The sequence below is a fragment of the Shewanella sp. OMA3-2 genome (genome assembly GCF_021513195.1).
Taxonomy (GTDB): domain Bacteria; phylum Pseudomonadota; class Gammaproteobacteria; order Enterobacterales; family Shewanellaceae; genus Shewanella.
Genome location: NZ_CP090974.1, coordinates 3,721,863 through 3,738,961, shown reverse-complemented (window position 1 = coordinate 3,738,961; position 17,099 = coordinate 3,721,863). Strand labels below are relative to the sequence as shown.

The following is a 17,099-nucleotide window of genomic DNA, read 5'->3' as shown; positions in this document are numbered from 1 at the left end:
TTATTGGCGAATTTTGATATTAAAGCCGTGATCTGTTTCAAGGTCTCAGCTTGCTATATAACGTAAAATAAGCGAATTAATGATTTGTTTAGGCGGCAATATGACTCAAATTCTGCTTATTTACTCTAGCGTACATGGACAAACCCGCAAAATATGCGAGTACATTAAACAAAAAGTACATCAAGCAGATCAAGCTGAACACTATGTGACCTTAGCTGCTTTGGACGATGTAGATGATTTATCTGGATTTGATAGCATTTATATTGGTGCAAGCATTCGACACGGTAAGCATCGACCCGCGTTATATGAGTTTATTCAGCAGCATCAGGTCGAATTAGAAACTAAGCCTAGCGGTTTTTTTTCGGTTAGTTTAGTGGCTCGTAAACCGAATAAAAACACTCCAGAAACCAATGCCTATATGCAGGCCTTTTTACAAAAAATTTTATGGCAACCCGCTTTGTTGCAAACCTTTGCTGGTAATTTAGATTACCAAGGTTATGGCGTAATGGATCGCCACATTATTCGATTTATTATGTGGATAACCAAAGGCCCAACCGACCTTAATACCAAGGTTGAATACACAGATTGGCAAAAGGTGGATGACTTTATCGCTAAAATGATTGAGGCCTAAAGCAATGACACTAAAGCTGATATGGCAAAAAATTGCTGCTAAGTTACATGCGTTGGTACTCGTTATGTCGGTCATATTAGTGTGCACGAGTCCTTGGGTGTTAATGGGACGGCAATTAAGTGAAAATGCCGGTTTTTGGAGCCTATTTCATGTATATGGCGGCCTTATTACCGCATGTTTAGCGTTATTGTTTGCCATAAAAATCTGTTTTAAAGGTCAATGGCGACAGTTCTTTCCCTGGTTACTGCTGGACTTTAACCCACTTAAAATCGATTTAGTGGGTATTGTTAAAGGTAGAACACCTATGTCAGGGGGTAAGGGACTGCTGAGTATTGTGGAAGGAATAGGCATCATCTTACTTTTGCTGGTGGCTGTAACTGGCGTGATTTGGTACTTTGTTGACTTAGGTGATGCCCTAACATGGCGCAGCTATCATCAAATATTTGCTCAATGCTTTATCGGTTTTATGATTATTCATCTGCTATTAGGGTTACTGCATATTAAGGATTTTTTTGATTAGGCATGTTTTTATAAGCCAGACATTTTAAGACTCGATCTCCTAGCGATTATCTCGATCTAAATTATTTACAGTATTAACACGATTTAACATTGCTGCCACTTGCTATTTGCTTCGCTCAATTGTCTAATTGCGGCAATTTATCTCTACTTCATTTTATTGAGAATTATATATGAAACCTATTCTATGTTGTTTACTGGTTTTAGGCGTTATTGGTATGAGTGGTTGTACAGCGACTCAAAATAATTTTGCCTCTAAAGTTAAGTCTGAAGGTGCACATAACCTTGATTTATCTCAACAGTGGGAGCAGGGCGATAAGGATGTTAGAAATGGTAAAGAGCAATTACAAGATGGCCGTAAGCTGGTGCAAAAAGGTACCGCAGAGATCCGCGAGGGCGAAAAGCTGATCGCCGAGGCAAGAATTGAAGGGCAAAAGCAAAAACAAGCTTTTCAAAGTTTTACTAGCACATTAAATGCTGCCCCAACGGGTAAACGCGCTATCGAATTATTGAATAAGTTGGAAGATATTGCCGAGCTTTGGGAGGACGCCGATGACAAATTTGCTGATGGTAAAGAATTGGTCGAGGATGGTAATACCAAACTAGCTGAAGGCGAAAGTGCCATTGAACAAGGCCAAAGTTTGATTAACAGCGGTAGTAGCCGTATGAAGCAAGCTGAAGGCAAATATCAGCAACGTAATGGTTCCGGATTAGTTGAGCAAAGGGCTGAGGATAAAGCATTAGTTGAACAAATGCATATTGAAGAAAGGTCTAATAACTTCTAAAACTGTGATGTTACATTAAGTCGGCTTGCAATCGATTTACGGTTAACATATACGGTTAACAATAAAAAAACCGATATTGGCAGTGCCATATCGGTTTTTTTTGTGTGTAAGCTAAATTAGCTGAACAATTTAGTTATTTCTGTAATGCTAAGTAGTTCATCACATTGATTATGTCATCAAGGCTGCGCATTTCGTCCATATTAATGGCATATTTATCATTGACGATAAAAGTCGGTACGCTTTGAACTCGGTATACCACCTGCTGTTGGCGCCATAGACTTAACTTCTTGTCGGTATCAGTACTGTCAGCTAGTTCATCATATTTAGCGGCATCAATACCAAACTGGGCGAACACTTTTTTAATGTCATCTCGGCTATTAACCTGTGACTCGTGCTTATCACCGTGAGCACTGTGATCATGACCGCCATCATTTTCGTTACCTTGAATGGCACCGAACATCGCCACCTTTAACGCTTGTTGATTATTTTGGCTGTGGATCACGGCTAATGAGCGCATAACCTCAGTACCTAAATCACTGTTCATAAAATCAACATGCTTGGTGTCAAATGTCACTTGTTTATCTAAACCCGCTTTAATCTCTGGTAAATACTTGGTTTCCATATTGAAGCAGTTATGACAATAAAAAGAGAAAAACTCGGTCACTTTGGGTTGGCTTGGCACCATGTTATTGGAAATTTGCGTGTAATGTTTACCTTCAATAAATGGGGCGGCGAAACTGTTAAAAGGGGTAAAAATTAAAGAAATAATGAGCATGGTCATTAAGCTGGTGGCTAATGCGAAATGTTTAAACATGAGTACCTCAAAAGTATGTTCTTAATAGAATTTAATCTGCTAATGATGACATATTTTGGCAAACTAGACCGTAAAGTTTATGTGATCTAGCGGTGGTTTATGACAAATACTGCCTTTTAGTGCGACCTATATGCCTATTAATGCATCAGGCCACTAGGCTTTTTTCACGCAATGTTTGCCATGCTTCACAAACTTCTTTAAAACGTTCGGCATTGCCTTGGTCTCGATCTGGATGCCATTTTAACGCGAGCTTTTTCCACTGTCTTCTAATGTCTTTGTTTGATGCACTATCATCTAACTCGAATACTTTTAAGGCATGGCCTTTATTCATTAATTGTATGTTTACACCAATATATTCTTGGTAGCAGTTCCAGAATGACTCCAACATTTCACGGACAACATTGATGCTAGTATCGTAATTTTTCCAGTCTAAATAATAATCCCGTAGCGCAGCGTCTTGGCGGTGTAATAAGTCTGCATTACCTGGAACAATTCTAAACAACTGAATGTCCATAGCCTTTACTTGTAACCATTGTTTGGGCAGCAAAATATCTTGTAACTCATACAAGGCATTCATTAATAGAAAATTACGTTTAAACAGATCTTTTTCTGGTACTGGATCTAAACCGTGCATTAGGCCTTTATTTTGTAATTCACTGGCTAAATGATGCACTTTCCAGCTGTGATTTGAGGACTGCAACACACTTAACAGTGGCCAAATAAGCGGGTTATCACCTTTTTCAGCAGTCATCGATGACGATGGCGCCTCTAAGCTAGGCTCTGTTGAACGTTTCTCGAATAACATAATAATCGTCTTCATCCTGAAAGTGGTGATAAAAAATACTATGCCATAGTGATGATGTAAGGAAAAGTAGATTTTTATCTGCTTTATAGCGTGTTCATTATCTAATAAATGTTAACAATGCAGGCAAAGTGACTGGTTTTGGTATAAAATTCTTCGCAATAAAAATGGGGGCAAACACCAATGACCGACAAACACTTTATAAGCGCACAACAATTACTTGAAGATTCATTCCGTTTAGCAGCACAGGTATATCAATCTGGCTTTAGACCACAATTTATTGTCGGTATATGGCGAGGTGGTGCACCTATAGGGATTGCGGTGCAAGAATATTTTGATTTCAAAAAAGTGGAAACAGACCATATTGCCGTTCGTACCTCATCTTATTATGGTATAGGAACCGACAAGCAAGATAAGAACATTAAAGTGCATGGCTTGCATTATATTATTGAAAATGCCAACGCCACAGATGGCTTATTAATTGTTGATGATGTATTTGATTCTGGCCGTAGTATCGATGCACTAATCGGTAAGTTGCAGAAGTTTATGCGATTAAATATTCCAGCTGATATCCGTATCGCCTGTCCTTATTACAAGCCAAACAACACCAAAGTGTCCTTAAAACCAGACTATTTTATCCATGAGTCTGACGAGTGGTTAGTGTTTCCACATGAAGTCAAAGGTCTTAGTCCAGACGAAATTGCCAACGGCAAAGCTGATTTGAAAAACATCCAAGATTTATTTATCTAATCTGGGTATTTTTACAACAAATTTGCTAGAATAACAAAATATATGAGTGCGCCAACAATTTTGTTGGCGCACTTTTTTATCCAACCGTTTTTGCTTAATTACAAGAATTGATATAACCATATGGCCTCTGTTGAATTTTTTACACCTGCACCTGCCAAAAAGCGTCAGCTTGAACTGTTAGCGCCTGCTAAAAATGCCGATTATGGTATTGAGGCTATTCGCCATGGTGCTGATGCAGTTTATATTGGTGGTCCTGCTTTTGGTGCCCGTCATAATGCGGGTAATAGTGTTGAAGATATTGCCCGTTTAGCTGAGTTCGCTCATCGTTATCATGCCCAAGTGTTTGTCGCCTTAAATACTATTTTAATGGATGATGAGTTACCTAAAGCTGAGAAAATGATTTGGGATTTATACGAAGCAGGCGTTGATGCGTTAATCATTCAAGATATGGGCGTGTTGCAATTAAACTTACCGCCAATAGCGTTACATGCCAGTACGCAAATGGATAATCGTACCCCTGAAAAGTCGGTTTTTTTAGAGCAAGTGGGTTTCTCTCAAGTGGTACTGGCGCGCGAACTTAATATTGCGCAAATTCGAGATATTGCTAACAGCACTAAAATGAAGCTAGAGTTTTTTATTCATGGTGCTTTATGTGTTAGTTACAGCGGGTTATGTAACTTAAGTCATGCTTACTCTAATCGCAGCGCTAACCAGGGTGAGTGTTCACAAATGTGCCGTTTGCCGTGTAACTTGACCACTCGAGAAGGTGAAGTGTTAGCGGAGAACCAGCATTTATTGTCATTAAAAGATAATAATCAAACCGACAACCTTGAAGCATTAATTGAGGCTGGGGTGTCATCGTTTAAAATTGAAGGCCGTTTAAAAGATATTACTTATCTTAAAAACGTCACCGCCCATTATCGTCAGCAATTAGATGCCATTATTGCTAAGCGCAGTGATGTTGAATCTATTTCTCATGGGCGCTGCGAGTTTAATTTTACCCCAGATCCTGATAAAAGCTTTAACCGTGGCAAAACTGATTATTTTGTCACCCAAAGAACCGAAGCGATTGAACACTTTAGTTCACCTAAATTTATTGGTGAAAAAGTGGGCCGTATTACCCAAGTTGGTAAAGATTTTATCAAACTCGATACGACTGAAAGCGGCAAAGATATTGTGTTCAATAACGGCGATGGTCTGTGTTTTTTTGTTGAGCATTATGAAACCCAACGTTTGTCGGATGACAAGCTTGCCGGTACGCGCGTTAACCGTGCAGATGGCAATACCTTATATCTAACAGAGGTGCCAAAAGATTTAAAAGTTGGCGTAATGATGTTCAGAAACTTCGATCATAAATTTGAATCGATGTTAAATAAAGAATCCGCTACCCGCAAAATCAGTGTTGATATGCAATTGCATGATACTGCAGATGGTGTTGCGCTAACGATGACAGATATTCACGGCATTAGCGCTACGGCCAGCTTACAATGTGAAAAGCAAGCGGCAAATGATCAAGCTAAATCGGCTGCTAACCTTAAAAAGCAGTTAGGTAAGTTAGGCAGTACTGATTTTGTTGTTAATAAGCTGAATTTATTAACCGCACAAGCCTGGTTTTTACCAGCCTCAACCGTGAACGAGCTTCGCCGTGATGCGGTTGATGCCTTAATGCTTGCACGAGTAGCAGCTTATAAACGACCTGAACGCTGGACACATGATAAAGAGGCGCGTTTTCCGCAGAAATCGTTAAGTTTTTTATCTAATGTGGCTAACGAGCAAGCCCGTAGTTTTTATGAACAACATGGTGTTATTCAAATGGAAGACACCTATGAGAAAAATAAAGTACTGCATGATGCGCCATTAATGGTGACAAAACATTGTTTACGTTACAGCTTTAATTTATGCCCTAAAGAAGTTGAAGGCATAAAAGCTGACCCAATGTTTTTAGATGTTGGTAAAGATAAATTGAAATTAGTGTTTGATTGCCAAAAATGCGAAATGATGATTGTTGGTTCAAATCAAATGGTAAAAAGTTAAACTGCACTTAATAAGCACTTATTCGTACAGTAATAAATTAGGCTAAATGCCTGTTAAAGCGTTAATTCACTAGGAAATATAGATAAATGAGTAAAAAGTATGAGTCTCGCGTGTTTCAAGCTGACAATGGCTGGAAAACAGAAATCACTCGCCGTATGACCTCGACTAAAACGATAGTATCGAAAAGTCATGATGGTTTTGCAACAGAAGCAGAAGCCACAGCATGGGGCGAAGAAGCATTAAAGGGTTTTTTAAGTAAACAAGCTGATCGTAATAAGCGTAAAACGGCTAAGCATTTAAAAGCAAAAACCTTAGCTGATGCCATTGCTGCAGAATCAAGTGAAACTGAAGCAGACGTTCAAGATCATGACGATGAAGAGTTAGGCTAATCATCATATTACTTGAGCATACAGTGAGTTGTTAAAGATAAGTTTCAAAAAGTGGCTGTTGTGATATATAGTTAGTGCACAAAATGCATAGTGATTTTGACTGATATCGAAAATGGCCTCATCAAAGGATGTTGGTGAATGTTTAAAAAAGGATGTATGAAATGAAACAGTTTAGTGCAATAAAGCTTTGGCTGGTGCTAGCTTGTCTAGTGCCCTGTGCTTTGCTTATTGCGAAACCGTTCTCTTCAATAAACACGCTGTTTGGCAACGATAGCCAAAGCTCTGGTAAAGTTGAAATGCCAAAGGATGTACAGCAATTAACTGACTTTGCATCAAAGTTTGGTTTTTTGCCCCCGCTTAATTGGAAACTTGCATTCAGTGAAATGCAAGGCGAGATGTTTATGGCTGAATTTATTCCCGCCAATGAATCATTAAACGATTGGAGCGGCCTTGTGTGTATGCAAGGTTTTAAAGGATTAGCAAACGATATTGAACCACAAAAGTTTCTAGATGGAATGGCTGATACCTATAAAGAACATTGCGAAGGCAAGGTGGTTTATACCGTGTTAGGGACATCCAAAGTAGAAGGTTTAGATGCAGTGCATGGTATTTTAGGCTGCACCATTATGCCCAACATTCATCATGCGTCTATTTTTGTTGAAAAAGATTTTACCACTATTCCAAAGGGCGAAATTGGCTATTTTACTGTGGTTGGTGGCTCACAAGACCTTTATCTTATTCATAAGTCGATTCGTGTAGCCGTTTTCAGAGAAAACGAACCTCCGCTTGATGCTAACAACTATCGCGAGTTTATGTCCAACCCTTAAGTTTGTCATATCTTTGAATGCTGCAGCTATATAATGCTGAATATTTTTAATGTTCAATTATAACTGTAGCTCTTCCTGCTTGTATCTAATTTAGCGGATAATCCGTATAATCAGCGCGATTTTATGGTCATGATGACTAGTCAATCTTTTGTGGTGCCATAATGTTTAAGTGAACTTATGGATAATCGGGAAATCAGTGCAAACCTGATACTGCCCCCGCAACGGTGAAAGGTTAAGATAATGTGTAACGATCGCACTATCTGTTTGTTGAATAAATCATTCATACAAAATGCCTCAGTCCGGAGACCGGCCCTAAAGATGATTTTGAGATTTCGGTGGGCAGATCTTAAGATGTAATAAGCTATTTTCAAATTTAATGATCAGATGCCATGATCAAGTTTGATGTTGAAGATGTTTTATTGCGACGTAATTGCCCCATTTTCCCTTTCAGGAGTTAAAGGTAAATGGGTACTAATCCAACAAAATTAGCCTTATCATTAAGCGCTATTCTAGGACTTTCGAGTCTTTCTCTGTGTGTATCTGCAAATGCTCAGCAATCTAATACTGAAGCAGTCTCTGACATTCACCAAATCGTTCAGCACGAAGAAAGCATGGTTGTTATTGGCCGCCGTGCAGAAACACCACTTAATATTGCTGCGAACGTTAATGTTATTGATGCCGCTGAAATTCAAATGAGTGGTGCGACCAACCTGGGCGATTTATTGCGTGGCCACGGTGGTATTCAGGTATCCAATAACAATACTGGACCGGTTTTTTCTATGCGTGGATTTACCGCCTCGCAAGCGGCAAACAATACCCTTATTTTAGTCGATGGACGCCGTCTTAATAATATCGATATTGCCGCGCCCAATGTCAGTGCTATTTCGCTTAACCAAATTGAGCGGGTAGAAATATTATCGGGTAGTTCCAGGGTGTTATACGGCGATCAAGCTGTAGGCGGTGTGATTAACATCATTACCAAAGCGCCAAATAGTACTGGCGGTAGCCTTGCGTTGTCGGGTGGAAGTTTTGATACCCTAGAAGCCAAAGGTGATGTTGCAGGCGTAATTAATGATGCTTGGCAATATTATTTAGCGGGTCAGTATAGCGAGTCGGACAATTATCGTGATGACAATGCTGATGAAACCAGCTCAATATTAGGTCGCTTACAATATCAAACCCTTGAAGAAGATTTTTATATTGAAGCAAACTACTTCGATAATGAGCGTCAAACTCCTGGTTCGTTAACGAAAGAACAGCTTGAACAAAATCCACGTCAATCTAATCCTTGGAATAAAGGGGATTATATTCATGATATGACGACAGCACTGCGCTCGGGCTATCACAATCAAATCAATGATACCTGGACATTAGGTGCAGATGTTAGCTACACCGACAGTAATAATACCAACTTACAGTGGGGCAGTTCTGGTCGTAATGATCGTACTTTATTGTCTATTTCACCTAAAGCCGTTGCCAAGTATCAAATTGAAAGTGGTGAACTTAATATTATTACCGGCATTGATTATAATTTAGGTGAGTCAATATTTAGTTTTGGTAGAAGTAATCAACAAACCCAAAGCAGTGCTTATGTTCAAGCCACTGTGCCACTGACAACCACATTATCTTATGTTGTTGGCGGTCGTTATGCGGAAGCTGACGATGATTTGGTTGATGAAAATGTCTATCCTAATGGCATTGGTTTAGACCAGGATGCACATGCATTTGAACTGGGTTTAAATTATCGTCCTAATACTGAACATCGTTTGTATGTGCGTGCTGATGATAACTTCCGCTTTGCTAAAGTGGATGAGCAAGCTTATACCTCACCTGGTACGGTTGGCTTAAAGCCGCAGGTGGGGCGATCATTTGAAGCGGGTTGGGACTATGCATATGATATTCATAATCTAAAAATTAACCTGTTTCAACTTGATTTAGAAGATGAAATTGTGTGGGATCCAAGCGCTGAAAAACCTGTGGGCGGTAGTTTTGACGGTGCTAACATCAACGCTGATGCATCGCGTCGATATGGTGTCAGCACGGCTTATGATATCCAGCTTAGTCCTGCATTAATGCTAGGTGTTACATATGACTATATTGATGCCGAATTTACAGAAGGCGAAAATGCTGGTAAAGCGTTATCTTGGGTTGCTAAGCACAATGGCCGTGGTTATATCAGTTACGATTTTGCTAACCACTGGCAAGTATTTGCAGAAGGTATCTACACTGGCGAGCGCTTTATTGAAGGCGACAATGCTAACCTTGATCCTAAATTAGACAGCTATGTACTGACCAATATTGCAATTAACTACAGCTACCAGCAATGGTCTGCCAGCTTACGGGCTGACAATCTATTAGATGAAGAGTATGTCAGTGCGGGTTACTACTCTGCATGGGGTAGTGGCTTTTATCCGGGCGATGGTCGTAACTTACGTTTAACAGCCGGATATCGTTTTTAAATATTGCTGATTAAAGTCCTATTGGTTTAAATCCTATTGGTTAAAGTCCTATTGGTTTAAATAATAAAGCGACTATACTTTATCAAGCCAACAAGTTCCTTGTTGGCTTTTTTATGCTATGGTTTTGCTCACAGCCTAAATAAAAAATTCGATTTAATAATAAGGTGATAATGGGGTATGACGGATCTTGAGCAAAGAGTATTAACTCAAGTTAGGGCAATTATTGGTAATGAAGATCAAGTCATTGGCCGCCGCGGGATCCTTATTCCGCTAAAGAAAGCGTTAATTAATGAAGCCGATATCAGAATTGTGATTGATATAGTGTCAGATGATCCGGCCTTAGCAGGACATTTACTGATGCGCAGCAATACAGCGCAATCGGCAGGTATAATATCCACTAAGAATCGCAGTATTAAAGATGCGCTAATTCGTCTTGGTCAGGTTAATATTTACCGTTATGCTTTTTCGTTTTATCTAAAAGAGCGTTTAGATGGTCTTGCAGAGCCTTATAAAAAACTAATTCAGGGTTACTGGAAGTTGAATGAGTTAATTGCAGTTGATTCCATTGCACTTTTACGTCAGGAAACCGAGAAGGATAGCGGCCTGAAAATTGATGCTGATGAAATGCAAACCTTAGCACTGTTTAGCGTATTTGGTCAGGTTATAGCCTTAACCGCCTTTGCTTACTTAAATAGCGAGCAAGAAAAACCTGTGTCACTGCGAGTGATTAAGTCGTTACTTGACAGCCATCAGCAAACGCTTTCAATTGAAGCCTTTGAGTCTTTAGGTCTAGATGATGATTTACGTGTTGAGTTCATGATTGCACACAACTTACAACAAACTAAAAACCCAGACTCCGCAGGGCTTCTTTTACGAAGAATACTGTCTAAAAGAGGTTTATTGATAAACCCCCTATAGTGCTCGACCTGAGTTGCGCTTAATCTTGGTCATATTAGGCCAGATTCAGGCTAGACCTTTGCAATGCTAAACCTTCCTGGGCCACTAATTCTAACCATTTCTGGATTAAATTAGCATTGGTGGCATCACGTCTATAGGCACCAAATAATGGTCGCTTTAAGCCTTCAGGCCCTAATGGTATTGCGGTTAAGCTTAGGCCTTGGCTTTCTTTGATTGACCATGTGGGCAGCGCAGCAACGCCATCATTACAGGCTACTCTTTGCAATAACATTGACGTTAAATCACACTGCTTTTGTTCGCCAATTTCTACACCGGCAGGCTCTAAAAAGTGCTTGTAAATATCTAAACGAGTAAGCGGCACTGGATAAGTTAATAATGTTTGTTTGGCTAAATGTGCAGGGCTAATAAAAGCCTGAGCCGACAATGCATTATTATTGGCAACCACTAATTTAACTTCAAAATCAAATAAGTGCTGATACGCCAAAGTATGTCCAGGAACAGGATCAGACGTTAGCACTATGTCTAACCCGCCAGTTTCAAGTGCATTAAGCGAATCAAAAAGATGACGACTTGAAATATCAATCTGTGCATCTGGAGCGTGTTGCTTAAATGCTTCAATAACCGGCATTAACCATCTAAAACAACTGTGACATTCAATGCCTAGTTTGAGTTGTTGATTTTCACCTTCTAATCCACGCTTCAAATCAGATTCTGTCGCAATGACCTTTGGCAAAATTTCTTCAGCAAGATTAAGTAAACGAGCGCCTTCGTGGGTGAAGGTAAGCGGTTTACTTTTGCGTACAAAAATAGATGAATTAATACGGGTTTCTAATTCTTTAATTTGGTGAGAAAGAGCCGATTGAGTTACAAAACGTTTCTTAGCTGCACCCGCTAAACTACCACTTTCCTTTAACGCCATTAAGGTGCGAAGGTGTCTAAGTTCTATCATTGCTCACTCCACATGAAACTTACTCAACTGACCGATGAAATCAATTCGATTACTTGACAGCAGGTTAGCACGATAACCTTCTGGACGTCCAGACGCCTGTGTGTTTTATTTACATGAAGACAACAATAATCTGTTCGCCTACCAGAAAAGTAGTATGAACATTACAGGTCTTGTTTTCCACGCATCGGCCGACAAGGCGGATTTAAGCTTGCTTTAGAAATACATGGACTCGGTGAGATGCGGATGAGTTAAATTTTGTGAGGTAATTTAATTGCTGCGTGAGAAGCGTTATTCACCAATCAGATTAAACTAAGCATCCCGTGGTAGGCCTTTTTCAATACTGCGGATAACTCGTTGGGTTTTGCGGCTCAGCGGTTCGATTATAGCGATTGCTTGCTCTGCTAGCTTTGCTTGTTGCTGAGTAATGGCCCATTCAATATGCTCAATGACTAATGCATCTACTTCATCTGTTAGTGCTTTTTGCGTCAATGCAGTAATAATATTTTCGCTTGCGGGGGCGTTACCTAGGGCGACGGCTATGTTACGTAACCAGCGTTTATGGCCAATACGGCGGATGGCGCTGCCTTCGGTATTTGACAAAAATGTACTTTCTGACCAGGCAAATAAACTTAGCAAGTCAGGTTGTATTAGTTTTGCTCGGGTATGAAAGTCTGTTTCTTGGGTGAGCGGGGCTTTGGCATTGACGGGGCAGACGAGTTGGCAGTCGTCGCAGCCATAAATTCGATTACCAATTAAGGGTCTAAATTCCTCGGGTATAGCCGTTTGTAACTCTATGGTGAGATAGGATATGCAACGCCTAGCATCAACAACATAAGGGGCTACAATGGCATCTGTTGGGCATGATTTTATACAGGCTACACAGGTGTTGCATCCTTCAGCGATAGGGGTGTCGGTTGGCAGGGGCAAATTAATTAATAATTCACCGAGAAAAAACCAGCTACCTGCATCAGGATGTAAAATCAGCGAGTGTTTGCCTGTCCAGCCTAAACCTGCTTTTTCTGCTAAAGATCTTTCTAAAATAGGTGCTGAGTCGACAAAAGGGCGAAAGTCGGTGTCATTAAACTCAAGACTTTGACAGTGCGATGCTATTTTTTCGCCAAGCTGTTTTAGCCGTTGTCGCATTAATTTATGATAGTCTCGCCCGCCAGCGTAACGTGATATGTAAGCTAAATTGGGGTCGGTTAAGTTACTGGCGAACCCAGCATCGGGTGGCAGATAATCCATGCGTGCGCTAATCACTCTAATACAGCCAGGGTGAAGTTCTGCTGGCCTTGCACGCATCATGCCGTGATTAGCCATATAACCCATGTCACCGTGGTAACCTTTATCTAACCATGCTTGTAAATCGGCTTCATTTGCTGATAAGTCGACATCTGTGATACCAATATGTGCGAAACCTAATGCTTTACCCCATTGCTTAATTTCTTGGGCAAGCTCAGCTAGTTGGTTTGCACTTAATACAGTGCGAGGCATTTCAGTATTAAGTGGCTCAATAGACTCTGGCATGGTAAATCGTTAGTGGTGAGTTAATTTTGTTGTTGATTATACGCTATCTGTAATGGGCTATAGACTTTTTCGTCGATAAAGTCCGGCTTTATTTTAAGTTGATAGGGCATTTGTGAAGAGTGGCTGCGATGTCTATGGACTATTAGCAACTTTGCTTTGTCGTTAACCTCAGCTCGGGATAATAAACGCTTACCAAACAGCCCTTTGCCTTACTAACAGCGTTATTTTTTCACATTAGTACGTGCAATAGGTCAGCTATTGACGTGCTAATGTGCTTTGTTTTCAACACAAATGGCAAGTTTGCTACAAAATAAGCTAAATCTATTGAGTTCAGCTTATTGAGCCCATCTCTTAACCCGAGTGGAGGTAGTTAATGTTTTACTCAGTGGTGCATAAGCCAGTGATAATAGTAACTGAAGATGAGGCGCCAATGAGCAAGGGCCTCAATCATCAACTCATCAACTCACCAATGATGCGATTGAATTAATCCATTCTTTTGCCGTCGTAATTATCCCAGATTAAAGCTATGCGTTTCTAACGCAATTTCTACCATCGGCTTTGGCCCTGTAAAGTGCGTGATCAGCTTTAAGCAGTAATGGCGATAATTCTGTTTCATTGGTTAAGCTTGTGACACCAGCGCTCACAGTTTGGTGTAACTCAGGTGATATTAAGCTCCAATCATAATTAGCAATACAGTCAATTAAGCGTTGGGCAATTTCTTGAGCAATTGTGTTGGAAATATTAGGTAATAGTACTAAAAACTCTTCACCACCGACACGGCCGACTACATCATTCTCTCGCATCATCCCCATGGTTAATGCCGCTAATTTAACTAATACTTTGTCGCCAATATCATGGCCTAAGGTATCGTTTACTTGTTTAAAGCGATCAGCATCAAATGAGATAACAGAAAAAGGTTTACCGCTTTGTCTGGCTTGTTTAATAAAATTACCACCTTGATAATAGGTATCGCGGCGGTTAGACAGTCCGGTTAGTTCATCGGTTAAGGCTAAGGTTTGATATCTGCGTTTACGTTTAACCTGTTTATAAGCAAAAACTGACACTATGAGCAAGATAATAGCCACTAAGGTGATAATCACCACTTGCAATGTTTCATTACGTTGCATTATTTGTAGCTGTAACTCTTTGTCGTTTGCTGCTTTAAGTAATAGCTGATTTTCATTGTGCACTTTGTCGGTATTAAATCGGGTTTGCATTTCAGCATTTCTATCTGACATTATTTGTTTGTCTAGTATTAAATGCATATCGATAAAGGCTGTTAAGGCTTTGTGGGCGTTTGTCACATCACCTTTGGCAAGGTAAATATCATTTAATAAGCGCAAATTTTGGGCTTCTCCGCGTTTATTTGCGCCGCGGTTAAAATCAATCGAGGCTTGATTACTGTACTTTATAGCTTTGTCTAACTCATTTTTTGCTAAATAAACTTGAGCAAAATACAAACTCATAAAGCTATGAGGGCCTTCATGTTTATCTGGAATATCAGGCTCAGCTTGTTTTAGTAAGGTGAGCGCTTTATCGATTTGGCCTTGTTGAATAAGATTGCCGGCAATATTAACTTTGGCGTCAGCAGCGGGCACTTTTTCTTGTTTTGATTCCCAGTATTTTAGCGATTTATAAAAGCGCTCAGTGGACTCATTAATTTTCCCCAATGCTTCTAATGAAAATGCGATTTGTACGTTAACTATGTCTGCTTCAAACAGCCGACCAGATTCTATATACATTTTCTCTAATTTTATTTGATATTTTAGTGCGGTTTCTGAATCACCAAAGCGGCGATAACTGGTGGCAATTTCATTTAAAGTTTGATTAGCCCAGTAAGTAAGGTTTAATTTTTCATAAAGATGTTGTGCAGTAATTAAATCTTCTAAAGCTGCGTTGTAGTTACCTTGGTAAGACATCAAAGAGCCGCGAATACTGCGCCCGTCAGCGATTAATCTTGGGCTCTCTAGTTCATATGCACTATTAATTGCCGATGAAATATCGGTAAATGCCTCTTCGGTTTGTCCAGCTAATTGCTTTTGATAGCCTAGGCATAATAGTAAGTCAGTATGAATTTCTGAAGGGTAAGGTTCTGAATAAATCAGTAATTGTTGTTTTGTGTATTCAATCACTTGAGCCAGCTGTTCATCAGTTTCAGACGGGTGTTGCCAACAGGTTAAACGGACGAGGAGCTTTTGGCGTACCTCATCATCGCTAGCAATAATCTGTTTATATTCTTTAACTAGAGCATCGGCTTCTTGCTGATCTTTATAATCTGCGAGCTCAAATTTTTGATAAATAGCATCCGCCCGAGCATTATCATAGTACTCAGATAGAGATGGGGCTGAAAAAGGCTTACTATTGATAAAATAGTAATATTTAACAGTATATTAAGTTTTTTATTCAAGATAACAGGTCACTTATTTTTGTTATTTGCAACAATAATACTTTGATGTTTATTGTTCCTGTATTGGGGCAATTATAGTCGCTTATAGATTTAAATAACAAATATATAACATGCTCTTTGGTTATTATTTCCAACTATAACAGTATTTGCATTATGACGCCTTGCAGCGTATAACGTCGCGATTATCGCTTTTGTGAGTTTATAAGGGAGTCAGTATGAGTATAAGAGCCATTAGACCTATAATGCTGTCAATATTGCTATTGATTGTGTCTTTACCTAGCCAAGCTAAAGATGATCTTGAAACTTCTGGAGATGTGTTACACCTTGCTTTACCTGCGGTTGCATTCGCTTCGGCATTAATAGTCGAAGATGACTATCAAGGGGCTTGGCAGTTAGCTAAAGCGGGTATTTCAAGCCGTATAGTGGTTGAAGCGCTAAAGTTAGGCGTTGATAAGCAAAGACCGGATGGCAGCGGCGATGACTCATTTCCGTCTGGACATTCGGCGGACACCTTTGCCGCGGCAACGTTTATTAATCAACGTTATGGTTGGGAGTATGGTGTGCCGTCCTATGTGGTTGCTTCATACGTTGCTTATACTCGTGTTGCCAGCGATAAACATCATGTTGAAGATGTGCTTGCTGGGGCGGCAATTGGTATTATAGCGGGTTGGTATTTTACTGATCCCTATGAAAACATTAGTGTGGTTCCACTGGCTTATAATGGCACTTATGGTGTGTTTATTAGTGGGCGTTTCTAATTCAAACGCTAACTCAAGCTCAAACTCAAATATTAGTATTGATGAAGATAAGGTGTAATCATGGTTGAACAAACCTATAGAGGTATCGCGACAAAAGTATCTTATAACGTAGCAAACAAAGTGCTACCTATGGACCAACTGCCTGACAGTTTAATTGAAGCTTATGATGGTTTATTTGAAGAGCTGTTTGCCGATAAAGCCAAAGCCTTTAGTCATGCTTGGGACAAACTGCCAGCCAGTGCTCAAAAGCTTATTTCGCAGGCTGAATTTCATGGTTTTTATATTGCTAATGCTTGGATGCAGTTGAGCCGTGTTGCGCAAGAAATTGCTGATGCCAATGACACGGAAGAAGAGATGAATAATAACGAGTACGATGGTATTTTTGGCCGTTTAGCAGAGCAGTCGTTAAAAGAATGTTTACGCAAGTTAAAAAAAGCGCGTACAGATAGAATTATGCTTAATAGCTTCAAAAAGGTTATGGCTGACTAGGGGATAATTAGATTGAGTTTGTCAGTCTATTGCTTCAACAACCT

The 17,099-nt window shown here is 39.9% G+C and carries 16 protein-coding genes and 1 riboswitch; of the genes, 11 read left to right on the top strand and 5 right to left on the bottom strand.

From position 1 onward, the window contains the following. The first annotated feature begins 100 nt into the window (after positions 1–100). The 3 genes from hemG to L0B17_RS16460 all read left to right on the top strand — a co-directional run bounded on the left by hemG (position 101) and on the right by L0B17_RS16460 (position 1,932). Positions 101–631, top strand: a complete 531-nt coding sequence (hemG, locus tag L0B17_RS16470) for a menaquinone-dependent protoporphyrinogen IX dehydrogenase (protein ID WP_235086306.1) — start codon at positions 101–103, stop codon at positions 629–631. A 4-nt stretch (positions 632–635) separates the two neighbouring features. Beyond that, positions 636–1,151: a cytochrome b/b6 domain-containing protein gene (locus tag L0B17_RS16465; RefSeq protein WP_235086305.1), complete on the top strand. Its 516-nt coding sequence runs from the start codon at positions 636–638 to the stop codon at positions 1,149–1,151. Between the two features lie 169 nt (positions 1,152–1,320). Beyond that, a complete protein-coding gene (locus L0B17_RS16460) occupies positions 1,321–1,932 on the top strand; it encodes a hypothetical protein (protein ID WP_235086303.1) in 612 nt (203 codons plus the stop codon). A gap of 133 nt (positions 1,933–2,065) precedes the next feature. Here the strand turns inward: L0B17_RS16460 and L0B17_RS16455 are convergent, their stop codons facing one another. Both L0B17_RS16455 and L0B17_RS16450 read right to left on the bottom strand, forming a co-directional pair. Continuing rightward, positions 2,066–2,746: a thiol:disulfide interchange protein DsbA/DsbL gene (locus L0B17_RS16455; protein ID WP_235086301.1), complete on the bottom strand. Its 681-nt coding sequence runs from the start codon at positions 2,744–2,746 to the stop codon at positions 2,066–2,068. A 145-nt stretch (positions 2,747–2,891) separates the two neighbouring features. Further along, a complete protein-coding gene (locus L0B17_RS16450) occupies positions 2,892–3,551 on the bottom strand; it encodes a DNA-J related domain-containing protein (protein WP_235086300.1) in 660 nt (219 codons plus the stop codon). A gap of 180 nt (positions 3,552–3,731) precedes the next feature. On the opposite strand from L0B17_RS16450, the gene L0B17_RS16445 reads away from it, so the two are divergent. From L0B17_RS16445 to L0B17_RS16420, 6 genes are all read left to right on the top strand, one after another. After that, on the top strand, positions 3,732–4,298 hold the full coding sequence (locus tag L0B17_RS16445; RefSeq protein WP_235086298.1) for a phosphoribosyltransferase: 567 nt from the start codon (positions 3,732–3,734) through the stop codon (positions 4,296–4,298). A 120-nt stretch (positions 4,299–4,418) separates the two neighbouring features. Continuing rightward, positions 4,419–6,332, top strand: coding sequence for a peptidase U32 family protein (locus L0B17_RS16440; protein WP_235086296.1), 1,914 nt, complete (start codon positions 4,419–4,421; stop codon positions 6,330–6,332). Positions 6,333–6,418: 86 nt separating this feature from the next. Next, a complete protein-coding gene (locus L0B17_RS16435; protein WP_235086294.1) occupies positions 6,419–6,721 on the top strand; it encodes a DUF3622 domain-containing protein in 303 nt (100 codons plus the stop codon). A 161-nt stretch (positions 6,722–6,882) separates the two neighbouring features. Beyond that, complete coding sequence (locus L0B17_RS16430; RefSeq protein WP_235086292.1) at positions 6,883–7,548, top strand: hypothetical protein; 666 nt, start codon at positions 6,883–6,885, stop codon at positions 7,546–7,548. A gap of 134 nt (positions 7,549–7,682) precedes the next feature. Further along, positions 7,683–7,877: riboswitch (cobalamin riboswitch) on the top strand. 135 nt (positions 7,878–8,012) lie between these two features. Next, positions 8,013–10,007 carry a TonB-dependent receptor family protein gene (locus L0B17_RS16425; RefSeq protein ID WP_235086290.1) on the top strand — a complete coding sequence of 665 codons (1,995 nt, stop codon included), beginning with the start codon at positions 8,013–8,015 and terminating at the stop codon, positions 10,005–10,007. A 177-nt stretch (positions 10,008–10,184) separates the two neighbouring features. Further along, positions 10,185–10,925 (top strand): HDOD domain-containing protein, encoded by a 741-nt coding sequence (locus L0B17_RS16420; protein WP_235086288.1) that lies wholly within the window; start codon positions 10,185–10,187, stop codon positions 10,923–10,925. 34 nt (positions 10,926–10,959) lie between these two features. On the opposite strand, the gene L0B17_RS16415 is transcribed toward L0B17_RS16420, so the two are convergent. From L0B17_RS16415 to L0B17_RS16405, 3 genes are all read right to left on the bottom strand, one after another. Next, complete coding sequence (locus L0B17_RS16415) at positions 10,960–11,874, bottom strand: LysR family transcriptional regulator (RefSeq protein ID WP_235086286.1); 915 nt, start codon at positions 11,872–11,874, stop codon at positions 10,960–10,962. 309 nt (positions 11,875–12,183) lie between these two features. Then, positions 12,184–13,368: a tRNA epoxyqueuosine(34) reductase QueG gene (gene queG / locus L0B17_RS16410; RefSeq protein ID WP_235089896.1), complete on the bottom strand. Its 1,185-nt coding sequence runs from the start codon at positions 13,366–13,368 to the stop codon at positions 12,184–12,186. Between the two features lie 557 nt (positions 13,369–13,925). Next, a complete protein-coding gene (locus L0B17_RS16405; protein WP_235086284.1) occupies positions 13,926–15,533 on the bottom strand; it encodes a tetratricopeptide repeat-containing diguanylate cyclase in 1,608 nt (535 codons plus the stop codon). Positions 15,534–16,023: 490 nt separating this feature from the next. Between L0B17_RS16405 and L0B17_RS16400 the strand changes: the two genes are divergently transcribed. Then, a complete protein-coding gene (locus L0B17_RS16400) occupies positions 16,024–16,566 on the top strand; it encodes a phosphatase PAP2 family protein (protein ID WP_443019903.1) in 543 nt (180 codons plus the stop codon). A gap of 60 nt (positions 16,567–16,626) precedes the next feature. Then, positions 16,627–17,055, top strand: coding sequence for a DUF3069 domain-containing protein (locus L0B17_RS16395; RefSeq protein WP_235086283.1), 429 nt, complete (start codon positions 16,627–16,629; stop codon positions 17,053–17,055). Positions 17,056–17,099 lie beyond the last annotated feature (44 nt).

Coding starts and splice junctions, on each gene's coding strand:
- L0B17_RS16420 (WP_235086288.1), top strand. CDS start 10,185: ATGACGGATCTTGAGCAAAGAGTATTAACTCAAGTTAGGGCAATTATT.
- L0B17_RS16425 (WP_235086290.1), top strand. CDS start 8,013: ATGGGTACTAATCCAACAAAATTAGCCTTATCATTAAGCGCTATTCTA.
- L0B17_RS16460 (WP_235086303.1), top strand. CDS start 1,321: ATGAAACCTATTCTATGTTGTTTACTGGTTTTAGGCGTTATTGGTATG.
- L0B17_RS16455 (WP_235086301.1), bottom strand. CDS start 2,746: ATGTTTAAACATTTCGCATTAGCCACCAGCTTAATGACCATGCTCATT.
- L0B17_RS16465 (WP_235086305.1), top strand. CDS start 636: ATGACACTAAAGCTGATATGGCAAAAAATTGCTGCTAAGTTACATGCG.
- L0B17_RS16400 (WP_443019903.1), top strand. CDS start 16,024: ATGAGTATAAGAGCCATTAGACCTATAATGCTGTCAATATTGCTATTG.
- L0B17_RS16415 (WP_235086286.1), bottom strand. CDS start 11,874: ATGATAGAACTTAGACACCTTCGCACCTTAATGGCGTTAAAGGAAAGT.
- L0B17_RS16450 (WP_235086300.1), bottom strand. CDS start 3,551: ATGTTATTCGAGAAACGTTCAACAGAGCCTAGCTTAGAGGCGCCATCG.
- L0B17_RS16440 (WP_235086296.1), top strand. CDS start 4,419: ATGGCCTCTGTTGAATTTTTTACACCTGCACCTGCCAAAAAGCGTCAG.
- L0B17_RS16435 (WP_235086294.1), top strand. CDS start 6,419: ATGAGTAAAAAGTATGAGTCTCGCGTGTTTCAAGCTGACAATGGCTGG.
- L0B17_RS16430 (WP_235086292.1), top strand. CDS start 6,883: ATGAAACAGTTTAGTGCAATAAAGCTTTGGCTGGTGCTAGCTTGTCTA.
- hemG (WP_235086306.1), top strand. CDS start 101: ATGACTCAAATTCTGCTTATTTACTCTAGCGTACATGGACAAACCCGC.
- L0B17_RS16445 (WP_235086298.1), top strand. CDS start 3,732: ATGACCGACAAACACTTTATAAGCGCACAACAATTACTTGAAGATTCA.
- queG (WP_235089896.1), bottom strand. CDS start 13,368: ATGCCTCGCACTGTATTAAGTGCAAACCAACTAGCTGAGCTTGCCCAA.
- L0B17_RS16395 (WP_235086283.1), top strand. CDS start 16,627: ATGGTTGAACAAACCTATAGAGGTATCGCGACAAAAGTATCTTATAAC.